At 36.8% G+C, this 18682-nt stretch carries 11 protein-coding genes; 4 read left to right on the plus strand and 7 right to left on the minus strand.

The genetic code is table 11. The annotated features are described in order from the left end of the window. Together JJJ02_RS08825 and JJJ02_RS08830 are read right to left on the minus strand one after the other, a co-directional pair. Positions 1 to 6946, minus strand: a 6946-nt coding sequence (locus JJJ02_RS08825; RefSeq protein ID WP_240838515.1) for a Rib/alpha-like domain-containing protein, incomplete at its 3' end; no start/stop codon positions are given. 464 nt (positions 6947 to 7410) lie between these two features. After that, entirely contained in the window at positions 7411 to 8943 is a 1533-nt protein-coding gene (locus tag JJJ02_RS08830) for an EVE domain-containing protein (protein WP_240838517.1), read from the minus strand. A gap of 184 nt (positions 8944 to 9127) precedes the next feature. On the opposite strand from JJJ02_RS08830, the gene JJJ02_RS08835 reads away from it, so the two are divergent. After that, positions 9128 to 10651, plus strand: a complete 1524-nt coding sequence (locus JJJ02_RS08835; protein ID WP_240838519.1) for a glycoside hydrolase family 55 protein — start codon at positions 9128 to 9130, stop codon at positions 10649 to 10651. Positions 10652 to 11395: 744 nt separating this feature from the next. Here JJJ02_RS08835 and JJJ02_RS08840 read toward each other — a convergent pair. From JJJ02_RS08840 to JJJ02_RS08850, 3 genes are all read right to left on the minus strand, one after another. Next, positions 11396 to 12373 (minus strand): nuclease-related domain-containing protein, encoded by a 978-nt coding sequence (locus tag JJJ02_RS08840; RefSeq protein WP_240838521.1) that lies wholly within the window; start codon positions 12371 to 12373, stop codon positions 11396 to 11398. A gap of 186 nt (positions 12374 to 12559) precedes the next feature. After that, positions 12560 to 13531 (minus strand): YeiH family protein, encoded by a 972-nt coding sequence (locus JJJ02_RS08845; RefSeq protein ID WP_240838523.1) that lies wholly within the window; start codon positions 13529 to 13531, stop codon positions 12560 to 12562. Further along, a complete protein-coding gene (locus tag JJJ02_RS08850; protein ID WP_240838525.1) occupies positions 13528 to 14091 on the minus strand; it encodes a helix-turn-helix domain-containing protein in 564 nt (187 codons plus the stop codon). The genes JJJ02_RS08845 and JJJ02_RS08850 overlap by 4 nt, the downstream gene beginning before the upstream one ends. 112 nt (positions 14092 to 14203) lie before the next feature. On the opposite strand from JJJ02_RS08850, the gene JJJ02_RS13335 reads away from it, so the two are divergent. After that, entirely contained in the window at positions 14204 to 14329 is a 126-nt protein-coding gene (locus JJJ02_RS13335; protein WP_255724831.1) for a hypothetical protein, read from the plus strand. 150 nt (positions 14330 to 14479) lie between these two features. Further along, positions 14480 to 15094, plus strand: a complete 615-nt coding sequence (locus JJJ02_RS08855) for a thermonuclease family protein (RefSeq protein WP_239243073.1) — start codon at positions 14480 to 14482, stop codon at positions 15092 to 15094. Between the two features lie 36 nt (positions 15095 to 15130). Here JJJ02_RS08855 and JJJ02_RS08860 read toward each other — a convergent pair whose 3' ends face one another. Then, positions 15131 to 16177: a LysM peptidoglycan-binding domain-containing protein gene (locus JJJ02_RS08860; RefSeq protein WP_240838527.1), complete on the minus strand. Its 1047-nt coding sequence runs from the start codon at positions 16175 to 16177 to the stop codon at positions 15131 to 15133. A gap of 502 nt (positions 16178 to 16679) precedes the next feature. Between JJJ02_RS08860 and trhA the strand changes: the two genes are divergently transcribed. Continuing rightward, a complete protein-coding gene (gene trhA, locus JJJ02_RS08865; RefSeq protein WP_240838529.1) occupies positions 16680 to 17348 on the plus strand; it encodes a PAQR family membrane homeostasis protein TrhA in 669 nt (222 codons plus the stop codon). 64 nt (positions 17349 to 17412) lie between these two features. Here the strand turns inward: trhA and JJJ02_RS08870 are convergent, their stop codons facing one another. Next, positions 17413 to 18552: a TcaA NTF2-like domain-containing protein gene (locus JJJ02_RS08870; protein ID WP_240838531.1), complete on the minus strand. Its 1140-nt coding sequence runs from the start codon at positions 18550 to 18552 to the stop codon at positions 17413 to 17415. Between the last annotated feature and the right edge of the window lie 130 nt (positions 18553 to 18682).

Below are 18682 nucleotides of genomic sequence, written 5' to 3' on the forward strand. Positions count from 1 at the left end.
CTGTGTTGTCGCCACCTGTGTTACCGCCACCATTTGCATAGTAGAAGCCTGAATCAATAGTCATGTTATCTTCTGTTAACTCGATAGTGATTACTGATCCATCTGAATCGATAGCATCATGGGCGTTGAAGTCAACATTCACTGGAGAGTTAATTGCTCCAACTGGTGTATTGAAGTATACAGTATAAGTTCCTGCTGTTAATCCAGTAAATTCATAGTGACCATTTGCATCTGTTGTTGTTGTAATAATAGTTCCATCTGGTTTAACTAATGTTACTGTTGCACCCTCAAGACCAATTTCACCTGCATCTTGTAAACCATTTGCATTAGTATCAATCCATACACGGTCTCCAATTTTCAGGTTACCTTTAGCTGGTTCAACTGGTTTAACTGGATCTACTGGTGTAGTATTATCACCATCTTCACCTGCGTTACCATTATCATCTGTACCTCCGTTATCAACTGGTGGTGTTACAACTGTTCCACCACCGTTACCGAAGTAGTAACCTTTATCGATTGTTTTGTTATCTTCAGTTAATGTAACTGTGATAACTGGACCATCTGAATCGATATCATCGTGTGCATTGAAGTCAACGTTAACTGGTGAATCAATCGCACCTACTGGAGTGTTGAAGTATACAGTGTAAGTTCCTGCTGCTAATCCAGTAAATTCATAATGACCATTTGCATCAGTAGTTGTTGTGATGATAGTTCCATCTGGCTTAACTAATGCTACTGTTGCACCTTCAATACCTTTTTCACCTGCATCTTGTAAACCGTCAGCATTTGTATCATTCCATACAAAGTCTCCGATTGTTAAGTTACCTTTAGCTGGTTCAACAGTTACTGGTACTGTTACTTCATCAGTTGTTCCATCTGGGTACGTCACGATTACTGTCCCTGTTGTTTCTCCTGGTGTACTTACATCTGGTGGTGTTTGCCATTCTACCTTCGTACCTGGCGGGAATGTTGCTTCATTACCGATGCCGTCTGTTGCCGGTGGTAATGTTCCCACTGGTGTTGTGATCGGCGTCACCGTTGGTGTGTTATCTTCTGTATCTGTCGTTGGATCTACAACTGTTACTGGTACTGTTACTWCATCCGTTGTTCCATCTGGATACGTCACGATTACTGTCCCTGTTGTTTCTCCYGGTRYRCTTACATCCGGTGGTGTTTGCCATTCTACCTTCGTACCTGGCGGGAATRTTGCTTCATTACCGATGMCGTCTGTTGCCGGTGGTAATGTTCCCACTGGTGTTGTGATCGGCGTCACCGTTGGTGTGTTATCTTCTGTATCTGTCGTTGGATCTACAACTGTTACTGGTACTGTTACTTCATCMGTTGTTCCATCTGGRTACGTCACGATTACTGTSCCTGTTGTTTCTCCYGGTRYRCTTACATCCGGTGGTGTTTGCCATTCTACCTTCGTACCTGGCGGGAATATTGCTTCATTACCGATGACGTCTGTTGCCGGTGGTAATGTTCCCACTGGTGTTGTGATCGGCGTCACCGTTGGTGTGTTATCTTCTGTATCTGTTGTACCTACCGTTACTACAACATCGATAACTTCTGATGAACCATCCTTATACGTAACTGTAACAGGGATTGTTACTGGGCCTGCTGGTACTGTCACATCTGGATTTACCGTGATTGTTCCGTCAGGATTCACAGTTACCCATGTTGGTAACGTTGCTGGATCTGCTGGTTCATAGTTTATCGCTGGTGGTGCTGTACCATCACCATTCACTGGCGCTGCTATCGTTACAGTAGTTCCAGGTTCAACGTTTGTATCTTTATAATCAGGTTGGTTATCAATTACATCTAAACTTAATACCGTTATTTCAACATCAATCAATTCACTTGAACCATCTGGATAAGTTACTGTTACTGGTAACAACGTGATTCCTGGTGGTGTTGATAAGTCTGTATTAAGTTTAATTGTTCCATCTGGATTTACAGTAATCCATGATGGTAACGTCGCTGGATCTGCTGGTTCATATGTTGTACCTGCTGGTGGTGGTGTATCGTCATTATTTAATGGAGATGCTATTATTTGAGATTCTCCCGGCTTAATTGTCGTATCAATATAATTCGGTTCATTGATGAGTGCATCTATCATTCCTACATTTACAATTACATCGATTGTTTCTTGAGAACCATCCGGATAATTCACAATCACAGGTATTGTTACCGGTCCTGATGGCACATCTATTCCTGGATTTACTTCTATTGTCCCATCTAGATTCACAGTCGCCCAGGAAGGTAAATTTTCTCCAGGTATATACGTAGTACCTGTTGGCATTACTGAGCCATCTGGATTTAATGGTGCTGATATTGTTTTCGTAGTACCCGGTTTTACTTCGATATCCAAATAATCAGGATTGTTTTTAACTGCTTGTGACGAGTCAACAGTAATAACAATATTAATCTCTTCACTTGAGCCATCTGGATATTTGACTGTTACCAGCACAGTTTCCGATGTTCCTGCTACAGTAACATCTGGATTTACTTTCAAGGTGCCATCTGGATTTACTGTTATCCATGTTGGTAACGTTGCTGGATCTGCCGGTACATAAGTTGTTCCCACCGGTAAACTTGTTCCATTTGGATTTAATGGTGCTGGTAAGTCGACAGTTTTACCTGGCGTTACATGTTCATCAATATAATCAGGGTTATTATCTGCCGCATCAGTTGTTCCCACTGTAATTACTACGTCTATCACTTCACTAGAAGCATCTGGATAAACTATCGTTACGGGTACAGTAACTGGTCCTGGTGCTACCGTTGCATCCGGTGAAACTTCTATAGTGCCATCTGGATTTACTGTTACCCAAGATGGTATATTACCCGCTGGGCTATATGTTGATCCCGCTGGTGGTGTTGTACCGTCACTATTAACTGGTGCCTCTACTTTAATTGTCGTTCCCGGTTCAACAAAAGTATTGACATAATCCGGTTGGTTAATCGTAGCTTGATTCGGTCCAACAGTAACAACAACATTGATAGTTTCTGTTGTATTATCTGGATACTTTACAACGACAGGTATTTCAATAGATGTACCTGCATCCGATGTCCCCGGTGTTACAGTTATTGTTCCATCTGGATTCACTATAACCCAATCAGGTAGTGTATTTGGTTCAACAGGTGCGTATGTTGTTCCTGTTTCCGGAGCTGTTTGATCCGGATTTAATGGTTCAGGTATTGTAGTAACAATACCTGGCGTTACCGTAGTATCTTTATAATCCGGTTGCGGTCTAACTGTACCAGGTGCTCCCACAGTTATTAATACATCTATATTCTCTGTTGAGCCGTCCGGATAAATTAATGTTACCGGAATCGTATAATTACCCGGTGTTACAGCGTTATCTGGACTAGCTATTACAGTACCATCTGAATTTACTGTTACCCACGTTGGTAAAGTCGCAGGATTTGCTGGTGCATATGTTGTACCTGATGGTGGTGGTGTACTATCACCATTCAATGGTGCATCAATTGTAACAGAATCACCAGGCAATACTTCAGCATTAATATAATCTGGTTGATTATCAACCGCTTGAGTTGTACCGACATTAACTACAACATTAATAACTTCAGTTGACCCATCAGGATAACTTAAAGTTACTTCGATTGTCACAGGTCCTGATGGTACTGTTGCGTCTGGATTAATAGTGATTGTACCATCAGTATTTAATTTAGCCCATGATGGTATTGTCGATGCATCTGTCGGTGCATAAATCGTTCCTACCGGTGGTGTCGTACCGTCTGCATTAACTGGTGCTGCTATCACTTTTGTTTCATCTGGTTCAATTGTTGTATCGATATAATCAGGTTCATTTTCAAATGCATCATTCGTCCCAACAGTGATAATTACATCTATAACTTCACTTGAACCGTCAAGATAATTTACTGTCACGGGGATTGTTACCGGCCCTGGTGGTACGGTTGCATCTGGTCTTGCTGTAATTGTTCCGTCTTCATTTACTGTTACCCATGTTGGCAATGTGCCAGGATYTRCTGGTACATAGTTCATCACCGGTGGTGTTGTACCGTCACCATTTAATGGAGCTGCTATCGTACTTGTAGTACCTGGTTCCACTGTAGTATCAATATAATCTGGTTGATTGTCGAATGCATCATTAGTTCCGACCGTGATAACTACATCTATATCTTCACTTGAACCGTCAAGATAATTTACTGTCACGGGGATTGTTACCGGCCCTGGTGGTACGGTTGCATCTGGTCTTGCTGTAATTGTTCCGTCTTCATTTACTGTTACCCATGTTGGCAATGTGCCAGGATTTACTGGTACATAGTTCATCACCGGTGGTGTTGTACCGTCACCATTTAATGGGGCTGCTATTATCTTCGTTTCACCTGGTTCAATCGTTGTATCGATGTAATCAGGTTCATTTTCAAATGCATCTGTAATTTTAACGATGAACGAATCCGCAGAAACTACATTACCTCCCTCATATAATTTCGCAGTATATAGCATACCATCAGGAGGATTCAGTAAAGCTAAGTTTAAGGTCGCAGCTGCCTCACCACTTGCGAAATCAACTACCGCTGTGGATTGTACAACCCTACCATTTGTGTCTACCCATTCAATCTTCATCGGTAATGGTGATAAAGTAGATCCTAACAAATCTACTCTTACAACAGCATCCGGTGGGGCTGGATTTGTCGTTGTATCATATTCTAGAACATCAAGCGATACCTCAGTTGTAGGTATAACAGCAAAGTTTACACTGTACCACATCGGATTTACTATTAAGTTTTGAGCAGGTGCAGTTTGAGGTACCCAGGATAAATTACTATTAGGCGCTCTAAATTCAGGTGTTGTAAAAGCTGAGTAAGTTTGAACAACATTGCCTGAAGGATCCATAACATAACCATACATATGTTTGGTATCTAATGTACCTGATGGGAATCTAACTGTATATGCTCCGTTCGCATCTGTTATAGCTGTGACCGTTGCAGAAATATACTCTGGATGTGCTGTTAATAAAGCTTTCACAGCATCATCTCTCTGAGATTCTGGCAAACTATTAATTTGTGCATCATATGCGGCTGCACCTGCAGCAGTTAATGAGGACATAATCACTTTATAGCCTACTGCTTGTGGGTCAGCGATATTATCATTAGGACCAGTTGCTGAGTTTGCGTAATCACCAGATCCAGTTTCTATCCAAACCTTACCAGATACTGTATTCTTAGCTGATAAAGATACTGCAGGGTTTGCTAATGGCCCAGCTGTATCATTAATCCATTGCGAAGGAAGCTTAGTCATATAATCTCCTACAGGCTGTTCATACATGTAGATACCTGTACGTTGCATATTAGTTCCAATCAAAGGGAATTGACCTAAATTAGAGCTTGTAACTGAGTTAACGAAAGAACCAGGGAAGAACCCACCAGCTTGTCTCATCATCGAAACTGTATTACCTGCCGTTGTCGTATAATCCTGAATCCATAATTGATAGTATTGACCACTAATTGCACTGTAAGTATGTGTTTTCCCATTAAGATCAACCCAGCCATTCCTTAAATCAAAAGCATAAAATCCTGGACCAACTTGACTACCATCTACTGAAGATAGCTTATTGGTTGTTGCTGTTTGATAAACTGGTGACACTGCACCATCAGTATCAATCCATTGCATGTAAACAACAGTGCCTTCTGGTACCGGAGTTAGTCCATTTGCCATTGTTGCAGGAGTCCCATTATCAATTTCCCAAGCTCGACCTGATAATGTATTAGTAGCGTTCGTTGCATCTGTTGCTGAATAAATATATCCATTTGCTACCGCATCTGCAAAAATAATATCCGAAGTAGGTGCCACTAAAGCATTGATCGTACTTACATCACCTAACGCTAATGTAGATAATGTCATAGGCACAGTGCCAGTTGTGTCAACTGAATTTGCAGCAAAAGCTAAACTTTCAGCATTAGTTATAGATGAATCTGTTGTTGGCGCTAGTACTGGTAATTGATTCGCAGCTTGGCTGTCAGCAATCGCTTGTAATAATATCGCTGTTAACTCTTCATTTGTTAAATTAGCATAATCTAAGTTTAAGTTAGCGACATACGCGCGAGCTTCTTCTTGAGTAATACCAGTATTTGATACTACTGTATCAGCTAATGCTTGTTGTTTCTCAGCATCAGTAGTAGCTGTAGTTAATGCAGCCGTAGTATCTGCTACTGAAGTTGTAGATTCTGTAGTTTCAGGTGCAGATGCAATGTCAGTCGGTGTCACTTCTGTTGTTGGCGCTTCTGTCGTTGGTGTTTCTGTCGTTGGTGTTTCTGTTGTTGGCGCTTCTGTTGTTGGGGTTTCTGTTGTCGCTGCTTCTGTTGTCGCTGCTTCTGTTGTCGCAGTTTCAGTTGTTGGCGCTTCCATTGTTGGCGCTTCTGTTGTAGTTTCTACAATTTTATTTGCAGTTACTTTTACAGGTTCACTCTTAACGTCGCCGTCAACTGTGATTACTGATACAACTTCTTCACTTGCTACAGTTAAACTACGGAATGTAAAAGTACCATCAGTGTCTACAACTGTTTTTTCAATTGTTCCATCAGCTAAGTGTAATTCAACCACTTGTCCAGATGTTGCAATACCAGTTAACTCAGTATTATCTGCATTAAACGCTAGGTTTTGTGCTTGTACTGGAGTGTTTGCTGCTTCAGTTGTCGGAGCTTCTGTTGTTGGTGCTTCTGTAGTTGCTGCTTCTGTAGTCGCAGCTTCTGTTGTTGGGGCTTCGGTCGTAGGGCTATCAGTTGCTGGTGTTGCCGTCGTTGTCGTAGTCGTTTCAGCTGCATCAGCCGAATTGCCTAAGAACATTAACGAACCGATCAGGATTGACGTCGTACCTACTGTAAATTTACGAATAGAGTACTTATTCAATTTGTTCGGCAAGAAATCCATTCTTTTGTTGTTGGGCTTTTTCTTCATTAATTATTTTCCTCCAATAATTTTTATATTGATTAAGATATAAAAATTTTTTGATACAGTTGTATTATGTAACTATTTAAACTAAAAGTAAAATGATTAAATACTAGGAATTTTTAAATTTCAATTATATAGATATTTAATTTTATATTGTGTAGTATTCAAATTATTCTTTCTCACAGTTTTTCCCTATATTAACAGTCTTTCAATTAATTAATTAAAATAAAATTTTATATTTACTTTGAAATTATCGTTCATGTTAAAAATGTGTCTATTTTGTGACAATCAAGAAATCATTTTAATTTGTATTCAAAAAAATACTTCACTTCTTTTTTTTAAACAAAGTATTTAAAAAACGTTATTAAATGGCGTCTAATTAGGAATTCATCCGATTTAATATATTTATTGGTGAATTAATGGAAATAGTTATTTATTCCTTCATTTGTTTGTTACTTACTTGAATAGCTTTATTTATATGCATAAAATTTCATAAATTGATGCATATATACTGGATATTGCGCTTTGAACTCATCAACTGTTTGTGTCGTTAAGGCGATTATCTTAAATTCCTGATCCAACTGATACGTCGCATCCTCATCTAATCCAATCGTTGCTCGCGTGAGTTCTTTCATGACTGGTAACGATACTTGTTCACCTTGAGCTGCATGGATAATAGGTTTCAGTTGTGTGGCATTTAAATAATGAAAGTCTTCTATTAATATGTCATGTTTTATTGGGCTTGCTAATGCTTCTGTAATAATCCCTTGATGAAATACGATATGATCTTCTTCTTTGATATATTGCCCATATAAGTTACCATTCGTCCAAATTGAATCTGCTGTGTAAATTTTCAGATAATCTCTTTTGAGCTGTAAATATTTAATCGCAGTATCTACTCCATTGAAATGCTCAGGTAAACTGAACACATAAATCATCTTCCATGGTTTCGGTGTAACTTTAGGTTTGTGTACTGCTGAAGTTTGTTGATTTGAACGCTGTGTACTTGTTTGATGATTGTTTGAATGCTGTATATTGCTTTGTTCTGTTTGTTGCTGGATTGGTTGACTTTGAATATTTCGGTTTGTCGTTGTATTCGTATTAGCCTTTAATTGCTTTTCCATCGCACTTCTTCTCGCTGAGTATGTTGCTGTATCAATCATTTGTTGTATAGTAGGTGACTGAATCGGTTCAAGGTCTGTTGATGGATTTAAACATGTCTCATACTGAATACGTGTAATTTCAGTAACGGATTCATTCCACTTCTCATGTAAGAAATATTGCGCACGTAATTGTGGTTCACGGTCTAGTTCATAAATTGTTCGTGGTGTAATGTCTGCTATATATTTTATCTTTATTGCTGTACTGTCTGTTCTTCCTGGAATCGGTTGATTGCGTTGCATTCCTTCTATTATAATAGCTGTTCCGTATATCCCTCTTTCAGGCATCGATTTATAGATAATCACTTTATCCCCAGGCTGCATCTGACCATAATGTTTAAATCCGTTACGGTTCACGCCGTTGATGTTACGTACATAGATTGTATATGTTTCATCCGCTTCAAAATCTATGTCTTCCTTCATTATAAAGTAACGGTTAATCTTCTCTTCATTTCGCCCAACGCGTACTATCTTTTCATAGTCTTCTTCAGATAATGGATTAAGCAGTTGTTCTTTCATACTATTAATCGTAAGTTTAAGTGCTTCATCTCGAATTAAATATTCTTTCGTAAATGGCGCAAGCTTTTCTTCGTATTTAAAATGTATTTTAATTTGTCCACGTCTTGGCTCTTCAACTTTTAAGACAGATCCTGCCCCAAGTATGCCTATTTTATTCTGCACTTGATAGAAGATGACTTTATCTCCTGGCACTGCGCGTTTGAATGCTGTATATCCTTCATTCGGGTTAAAGTGTACTGTGGAGTCGAACACTGATACTTGTCCCATTAAATCTTCGAAGTGATTAAATCTATTGTATCCACAATTCAGCCAAAAGTAGTTCACAAATATATCCCCCTGTTTACTCAATTAGTTTTATTATAGTAAAGATTTTATGGGTATGATAGCGTTTTATGTTAAATAAATTTATTTTTACACTGATATAAGTAGCTTATATCGGTAGGTTTTTGCTCGAATATGTTAGAATAAACTGTATCATAAATATTTATGATTCAAAGGAGAATAAATAATGTCTTTTAAGAAAAAATGGTTACTTCCAGCTGTTGCGTTCAGCGTATTACTAACTGGTTGCCAAGATTCAGAGAAACAAAAGTCCAAAGAAACAAGTACTGAAGAAACATCTAAAGAAAATGTTACTCAAGAAGCGCCTTCTATTAAAAATGCAAAACAAATTAATGTAGCAGATTTCGGAGCAAAGCCAGATGACAATAAAGATGATACAGATGCAATAACAAAAGCAATTGAAAAGTCAAAAGACGAAGCTGTTGAAGTCGTGATTCCAAAAGGTACTTATGACACGAATAAAACGATAGAAGTAAATGATATTAAAGGGCTACATATTAAAGGTGAAGGTGCAATCATTAAACCGAAGAATCCGATGACAAATCCACCTGAATTTTATACGATGCGACTATCATCAGAAAAAGATGCACTTTCTGAAATAGAAATTGAAGGAATCACGATTGATGGCAGCAAAAATCCACAAGATTTATACTTTACGATGAAAAAAGCAGATGATTTCTATAAAACTGCGATGACTAAAGGTATCGCAATTACGAACACTAAAAATTTAAATATCCATGATATCAACTATAAACATATGTATGGTGGATATGCGATATTTGCTCAAGAATATCGCGATGTTAATATTCAAAATGTTAATCTGGAAGATGTCGGTGGGGATGATATCACTGATAGTTTCGGTATGGCGATTTATTTAAGCGGTCATAAAGATGATGCTGTGGTTAATATCGATAAAGTAGTATCTAACGCTAAAACTTCAAAACGCTCAAAAGAGTACATGGGGTGGATCGGTGTCGTTTATGAAAATGGTACGATACAGGATGCTAATGAAGATAACTGGCTGAAAGATCAAAATACAACCATCAACGTTACGAATTCTACATTCAATGATTACGAAACAACATTCCACGTTGAATCTACGTATGGTAATGTGTACTGGAATACTGACGATGTTAAGACACGTGCAAAGAGTTACTTTATTGCAGCCGGAGTAAACGGCGAACTACGTGAACGTTCAAATAATGTCGAAATGAACTTACTACCTTTTGGTCGTAATGACATCGTTCATGGTGTTTATTACACAGAAGGTATGAAACCGAAGAATTATTCATTTGATATGTATAATTCAGTCGTAAATAACGTAGAAATTGATGGCAAACGTTCACCAATAACTGCAGTATATGCAAATAATACAACAGCAACATTCCACAATACGACGTTTAACGATGTATCAAAGCGATTAGTTGCTAATGGTACAGGTACATTTATAGATAGTGTAGTGAACTTAACAAAAGATGCTAATAAAAATGAACTTGGTGAATTCTCAGAAAACTCACAGAAAATTAATCTTGAGAAATCAACAGTAAATGAAGCACCAAAGAAAACATCAGCACAACAAGGCAAAGCTCCTGAGAAACTGAAATCTACGAACAAACCTATTCCAAAACGTGAGAATCCTCTTGCACCAGCAGATTTAGGACGTGAAGTAGCACCATTGAAGGCTGAATAATAATATTTACACGGAAACTTATGTTTCCGTGTATTTTTTTGTTTAGGGATTGTTTGCGGAAGTGGCGCCGAATCGATTTTGAAGACATTTTCTCATTGGATTTCTTAATATCGTCTTAGGAAGTGGCGTCAAATTGTTTTTGAAGACACTTTCTCGTTGGATTTCTTAATATCGTCTTAGGAAGTGGCGCCAAATTGATTTTGAAGACACTTTCTCGTACGATTTCTTAATATCGTCTTAGGAAGTGGCGTCAAATTGATTTTGAAGACACTTACTCATACGATTTCTTAATATCGTCTTAGGAAGTGGCGTCAAATTGWTTTTGAAGACACTTACTCATATGATTTCTTAATATCGTCTTAGGAAGTGGCGCCAATTTTATTTTGAAGACACTTTCTCATACGATTTCTTAATATCGTCTTAGGAAGTGGCGCCAATTTTATTTTGAAGACACTTTCTCATACGATTTCTTAATATCGTCTTAGGAAGTGGCGCCAATTTTATTTTGAAGACACTTTCTCATACGATTTCTTAATATCGTCTTAGGAAGTGGCGCCAAATTGTTTTTGAAGACACTTTCTCGTACGATTTCTTAATATCGTCTTAGGAAGTGGCGCCAAATTGTTTTTGAAGATACTTACTCAAACGATTTCTTAATATCGTCTTAGGAAGTGGCGTCAATTTTATTTTGAAGACACTTTCTCATACGATTTCTTAATATCGTCTTCGGAAGTGGCGTCAATTTTATTTTGAAGACACTTTCTCGTTGGATTTCATAACTTCTACCTTATACAAATAAACCTCTTCTTTAATTAACATGCCATCTGATTTACTCGTCACATATGCGGTCGATCGATTTACACCAATTTTCTCATATTCTCTGCTTAGCACTTTCTTAATAGTTGTCTTTCCGACACCAGTAAAATCAAAGATATCTTTAGAAGTTACACTGGTATTCTTCAATAAATGTATTGCATCAAAAGCAAACCGAACTACAGCTTTTTTAGAATACTCACATCCACAAGTGCATCTCACTTTTTTCGCATTTTTCTCCATTAGAGGTAAAAACCTACGACACTTCGGACACTTTACTCCTTTTCTCATTAAATCAAATGGATAATGATAGATGCGATCATACACACCTTTATCGTAATAATACGCTGATAAATTGCGTGCAATTTGTATTTCTTCTTTCGTTACTTCGCGTTCATTCATACTTTTAATAATATTCTCTAAATCTTTATTAAATAATATTCTCTTGTCTCCTTTGTATCCGATAACTTCAAATTGCTCACCAACAAAAATCACATAACTAAGCACTTCATAATCAATACCTAATTTCCTTACGAGTTCCTGTAGTTTGTTGTGTTGAATGTCCAATTTATATAGCGGATTATTAATCACATAATTTTTCTCACTCATGAATACTCCGTTATTATAATTATATTTCCCCTCATAATACTTCGTATCAAGATGGACGATTTTTTTATTCGATACAATAATAAAATCGTACTGTGATTCCCCTTTAATATTTAATCGCAAGTCCCAGATTTTAGCGCCGCCTTCACAGTCTTTGATACGCTCATAAAAATATTCTTCACCTAATATACCTTTCTCTAAAGTAAATAATTTATCGCTGTCATATTTATCGATTTGTATCCTGTCTTTTACTTCTAAAAGATAACGTTCATAGTTATTTAAATCACGAAGCTTTACAAACATTAAGCCACCTCATTTAACATTTGTTAACACACAATTAATATACAATGTATTAATGAATTTTGCCAACAAAAAAGAGCCCTTTTTAGGACCCTTGATAATTATTGTGCTTTCTTGTCACTTCTTAATAACATCGCAATTAATCCGACGATAAACGACAATATAAATTTCTTTATCATATCAACACTCCTACCAAATATTTAACAGCCACTGCATTATTAAACTAATACCCGCTACAACAAACCATACACTTGCACCTAATAAAACAGGTTTAATTCCAATTGTTCTGAATTGCTTGATACTTACCGATAACCCGATGCCTGCCATCGCAATGCTAATCATAAACGTTGATAGCATTTTTATATATGAAATTATTGCTTCAGGCAAATTAATGATTGAAGTCACTACACTTGCCAGAAAGAAATATAGAATAAACCACGGGAATACTTTTTTAATACTAAATGCTTTCTTCTCGCTTTTCTTAAGTTGTACTATTACAAGTAAGAGGCAAACCGGTATAATCATCAGTGCTCTAACAAGTTTAACGATTGTTGCGGTGTCACCGGCTGTTTCAGAATAGGCATATCCAGCTGCAACGACGCTACTCGTATCATTAATCGCTGTGCCCGCAAAATGACCGAATCCAATATCACTTAATCCAATTGTATGCCCAATAATCGGGAAGATAAAGACTGCGATAATATTAAATAGAAAGATCGTCGATAATGAGAATGCCACTTCATCTTCTTTTGCATCCACTATCGGGCTTGCTGCTGCGATTGCAGAGCCACCACAAATGGCCGTCCCGACACCGATTAATGTTCTAATATTTTCTCCGATGTTCATAACTTTCCCTAACCATAGACTTGTGAGTAACGCTGCTGTTATTGTTGTCAATGTAATAGGTAATGATGATAATCCCATTGCTACTACCACTCTTAAATTAAGCGTAAATCCCATTACAATGATGGCATACTGTAATATTTTCTTTGAAGCAAATTTAATACCGGGGTGATATTGATCAGGTAGCTTTATTGCATTGCTCATGATGATGCCAAGAATAATACTAAAGATAATACCACCGATAATCGGAAACACTTGTCCGAGTAGTGTCGCAATGACTGCGATTATACTACAAAGGAAAACACCATACCATTTCATAGCATTTGCTCCGGATAATAAATAGTCATCGTACCACGAACGATACCATCACCAATATTGGTATACACATGTGGAACATCCGCATCAAAGCGAATCGACATATCTTTCTCAATTTGATAATCTTCATTCTGTACTTTCAGATTGAGCATACCTTGATAAATCATGATATATTCTTCGGTACCAGCTTGATGTGCTTCCGCAGTGAATACACCGCCTGGGTCAATTTCAAACTGATACATTTCAAATTGATGACCACTTTCAAAAGGATAGAATGGATATAAACGATATCTTCCGTCATCTCCAGTCATCTCCATCAATTCTGACTTTTTCTTAATATCTACTTTTTGGTCGGGTGACTTGATCAAAGCTGTGAAACTTAACTTTAAACCATTTGCAATCTTCCACACTGTCGTAATTGATGGAATTGAATCCCCACGTTCGATTTGCGACAGCATCGTCTTCGATACTCCTGTACGACGTGATACATTATCTAATGTCAGTCCATGTTCCTTACGGTATAGCTTTAAGTTATAGGCGACAATATCATGAATTTCCTTCATAATTAACCTCCTGATTAAATTTGTATTTACATTATAACGAACAAATCGTACAATATAAAGAAAATACGTTATAAAGAATATTATTCCTTTATACAAGAAAAAGAGGTTTGTTATGTCGATAATTAATTTATTCATCTATACTTTTGTTGCTAGCTTTACACCTGGTCCAAATAATTTAATGGCCATCTACTTTGCAACGCAATCCGATTTTAATGGAGTGTGTTCGGTAGTGTTTTAAAGCATTGGATTGCTAAGCACGAACAACCGTTCAATATAACAATGGCAATATTACTTATTTATACTGCTTTTTCTATTTTCTTTGCATAATTTGTAATAGAACATACGTTTGTGTATAATAGAAACATCTTTAAAAAAATGAGGTTTTATTTTGATATTATCTGCTTTAGCTTTAACAATCAATTTCAGCATGTTTCAAACGAACATGCCTAAGATTGATGCAACATTTGATCACGCTATTGACGGCGATACTATTTCCGTAAAAGTAAACAACAGAAAAAAGACCGTAAGACTATTACTCGTTGACACACCTGAATCTAAAAAACCTAATACACCAGTTCAACCGTATGCGATTGAAGCATCACGCTTTACAGAATCTCTCGTAAAAACATGTGATTTAAAGATACAGTATGATACGAAAGGTAAGAAAGACCGTTACGGCAGAGATTTAGTGTATCTTTATTGTGGCAATACGATGATCAATGAACTACTCGTTCAGCAAGGTTACGCACGTGTTGGTTATGTTTATCAGCAAAAGGATTATTTAGACAGATTGTTACAAGCCGAAAAAAAGGCGAAACAGCAAGGTTTGAAGATCTGGTCGATTAAAGGGTTCGTTAATACAGACGGAGAAGGCTTTAATCATACAGCTGAAGAACGAAAAGCTGAAACTGATATCGGTCTTCAAATACGCGAAGCACTACATCGAATATTGGATGCCGCAATTGATGGTTTGATTAAAGGTATAAAAGATTTATTTAAATAGACATAATTAAAGAGGAGAGACCATCGTCTCTCCTCTTTAATGTATAAATTGATATCTGCTCATTTGAGCTAATGTAAGTGTTCTATAACCTACAACACCTGAAGGCGTTAAATAATTCGTTTCTGAAACCATGATTGTTCCATCAGCATTAACACGTTCAACGAATGCAACGTGTCCTAGAGGACCATCCGTAGTTGTCGCTAATGCACCGACTTCTGGTATATTGTTCACAGTATAGCCATCTTTACGCGCTGCACTTGCCCAATTATATGCATGCCACCAATACGTTGAAATACCTTTCCCGATTGCTGCACGTTTGTTAAATGCATACCATGTACATTGTCCGTAATCATATAAATTAGCATGTGCAAACACAGGTGATTTAGTTACGACCGGTGCTGTTACAACTTTAGCAGGCGCTTTTTGTACACCACTAGATGGAATAGTAGCAGCTACTGCATTCCCACTCACAATTAATTTTTGATTAGAATAAATGATATTTGATGAAAGATTGTTCCACTGTTTAATACTTTGTATTGACACTCCATATTGAGTAGCAATCTTTGCTAAGTAATCTCCAGGCTTAACGAGGTGCGTCTTAGCACCAGCTGTGCCTGAATTTGTAGATGTTGTTGTTACAGGAATCGTTGTGCTAACTGCACCTTTTACTTTTAATTTCTGATTCGGAAAGATTAAATAACCTGATAAATTATTTAATTTCATAATCTGCGCTACAGATGTATTGTATTTTGCTGCAATAATCGATAAACTCTCGCCAGCTTGAACAATATGCGTATTACCAGTAGATGTCGTACTTTGCGGACGGCTCACATTTGTCGATGTAGTTGTCGAATTTGTTCGTGTTACTTCACCCGATACTTTTAAAGTTTGGTACGGAAAAATCAAATTAGATGATAATTGATTTAACGACTTTAACTGATCAATCGAAGTATTATATTGGTTGGCGATAGACCATAATGACTCACCAGGTTGTACTTTATGTTCTGCTGCTTCTGCTTGATGTGAATAAGTAGCAACCGCAGCCGATGCAGTTGTAGCCGCGAAAATTAATTTCTTCTTCAAATTTTGTTCCTCCTAGCCTTACTTTTTCAATAAATCTATTATTGCATATTTATTGTTCTTTTGACATTACAGTTTTCTTTCAATTGCTTATTTATTAATAAGTAATAATATTTATTTGTAATACGAACACTTTTTGTACAAAGTTGTGTTCAACTGAATTATATCAACACTTCCAGGTGTTCGGTGAGCTGATGAAATAAAAATTCTTTTTATTATTTTCGACAATTTTCATATTTCACTTAACAATTAAAGATTGGTTAATCATTTTTATAAAACATTGATATATCAACGTTTGAAATCGCTTTATAAATTGAAGTGAATTAAATAGTGTCATTAGTTTTACATTGTAACATAACTGTAACAAACCGCTGTAATTTTAGAATTTTCAGTAAATTAATGATTGTTTTCGACAATTTTTTCATTTTTTACGAATAGTCTAAAATCATGTAATGATAATTATATGTTAGAATAAAATAAAAACGCATACTAAAGGAATGATCAGATGAAACCGGAAGCACCTCGCTATAATTTCAGAGATATTAAAGAATTGAAACTCGGTGAAGAAGTAGGTAACTCGGTATCTCATGGTGTACCAGCATTGCTTATTTTATTCTCCTTACCTTACTTTGCAATCAAGACGTATATCGAACATGGCTCAACATTTGCATTTGGTATCAGTGTATTCTTAATCAGCATCTTCCTGATGTTCTTATCATCAGCGATCTACCACCTCATGCCTCCGAAATCGATTCATAAATATGTAATGCGCATTATCGACCATGCTTTAATTTATATCGCTATTGCAGGGACTTATACTCCTGTGGCTTTAAGTTTAGTGGGTGGTAAGTTAGGTATCAGTATTATGATTATTGAATGGGTCATTACGATTGCAGGTATTGTTTACAAATCAACTGCAAAACACGTTAACCCTAAAATCAGTCTTGCAATCTATCTGATTATGGGGTGGTTAGGTATCCTCTTATTTCCGGCGCTCATTACAAAAGCGAGCTGGTTGTTTATTACCTTTATCGTTTTAGGTGGTGTGATGTATAGTGTAGGCTCATGGTTCTATGCTCAAAAACATCGTCATTACTTCCATATGATCTGGCATTTCTTTATCCTTGCCGGTGCACTTTGTCACTTCGTCGCATTACTATATTTTATTCAGTGATCTTAAAAAAAATAAAAACGTCAGATTAATTTCTGACGTTTTTTGATTTTTATAATCATATATTCTATTCTGCAATTATCTTTCCGCTTTGAATATAAACTTTATATGTCTGCAATAATTCTTTTGACTGAATATCAATCGCTTTCACTTTATAATACTTCCCGCCTAAATCTTCCTGAATATCTTTACCGTTTATCGGTTCAGCACCGACAATTGCGATATCCATTTCAGAATAATAAGCTTCTACCTTTTTACGGTATTTATCCGTTGCCATTTGAACAGCTTGCGGTAAGCTTTTCACTTTTACTTGAGCAGCGACCGGCTGATCTTTTAACTGATAAGCTGCTTTAATCGTACAAGTGATGCATCCATTATCCGCTGCTTGAGGTAAAGAACCTGCACTCACCATTGCATTATATGCATTGCGTAACTGTGTATCACTTACACCTTCACAACTTGATTGCAATCGTGTTTGAATACACGTCGTTGCGTCACCTTTCGCTTGTTGTGTCGATGGCTTAGGTGTTGCTGAAGGAGTTTTTGGTGCTGCTGGTGCAGTATTTTGTACATCAAAAATGGCTTTATCATTAAAGTCATATAACTCCATTTTCTTTGATTGTTTATTATAATAGAAATCAAATACTGTAATGACGCGTTTCAATTGTCCACCTGTAGCATTTGATGATAGCGAACGAGTAACGATGGCATGCGCATATTTATTTCTCACATCAATTTGATCAATGCTTTGCGCTGTAATACGATAATTATCAAAACTACCGGTCGGCAATTTCGCTAAAATATATTCTTCTGCTTTAGAGTTTGACTTTATGAAAGGGCGAATCATACTGTAATTACGTTGATTAAATGCATTTGGCATTGCATTTAAATAATCCGTCATCGTTTGATGTGTCAACTGTTTTAAGTTCGCCGTCGTTTCATTTGTATTCGTCACTTTAGCTTTAGTAGATTTTTTTGTTCGTTTTATTTTTTTCTTTGATTGTGCTTCTTTGTTTTTTTCTTTATCCGACTGCGCTTCACTAGATGGTTCTTCCGTTGTTGTTTCCGGACTGTCTGACTTCACTTTTGATGTTTCGGTTGATTTCGTTTCTTCTTTGTCCTGCTGCGCATTATTACATGCCACAAGCACAAATGACAACAATACTGTCAATATTAATTTATATATACGCACGACCACACCATCCATTCAGTTATTTTCCTCTATTTTACCATAGAAGTGTATGAGTACTCTAAAAAAGCAAACTATCATCACGAAAATTTCTTTCAAGATTATCAATTTATTTACATAAATATTTACATAAAACCCCTACAAATAT

This window comes from Macrococcus sp. PK (assembly GCF_022501545.1).
Lineage (GTDB): Bacteria > Bacillota > Bacilli > Staphylococcales > Staphylococcaceae > Macrococcoides > Macrococcoides epidermidis.

Excerpts from the sequence above, each read along its gene's own strand:
- JJJ02_RS08835 (WP_240838519.1), top strand. The coding sequence starts at position 9,128 with ATGTCTTTTAAGAAAAAATGGTTACTTCCAGCTGTTGCGTTCAGCGTA.
- JJJ02_RS08840 (WP_240838521.1), bottom strand. The coding sequence starts at position 12,373 with ATGTTTGTAAAGCTTCGTGATTTAAATAACTATGAACGTTATCTTTTA.
- JJJ02_RS08845 (WP_240838523.1), bottom strand. The coding sequence starts at position 13,531 with ATGAAATGGTATGGTGTTTTCCTTTGTAGTATAATCGCAGTCATTGCG.
- JJJ02_RS08850 (WP_240838525.1), bottom strand. The coding sequence starts at position 14,091 with ATGAAGGAAATTCATGATATTGTCGCCTATAACTTAAAGCTATACCGT.
- JJJ02_RS13335 (WP_255724831.1), top strand. The coding sequence starts at position 14,204 with ATGTCGATAATTAATTTATTCATCTATACTTTTGTTGCTAGCTTTACA.
- trhA (WP_240838529.1), top strand. The coding sequence starts at position 16,680 with ATGAAACCGGAAGCACCTCGCTATAATTTCAGAGATATTAAAGAATTG.
- JJJ02_RS08870 (WP_240838531.1), bottom strand. The coding sequence starts at position 18,552 with ATGGATGGTGTGGTCGTGCGTATATATAAATTAATATTGACAGTATTG.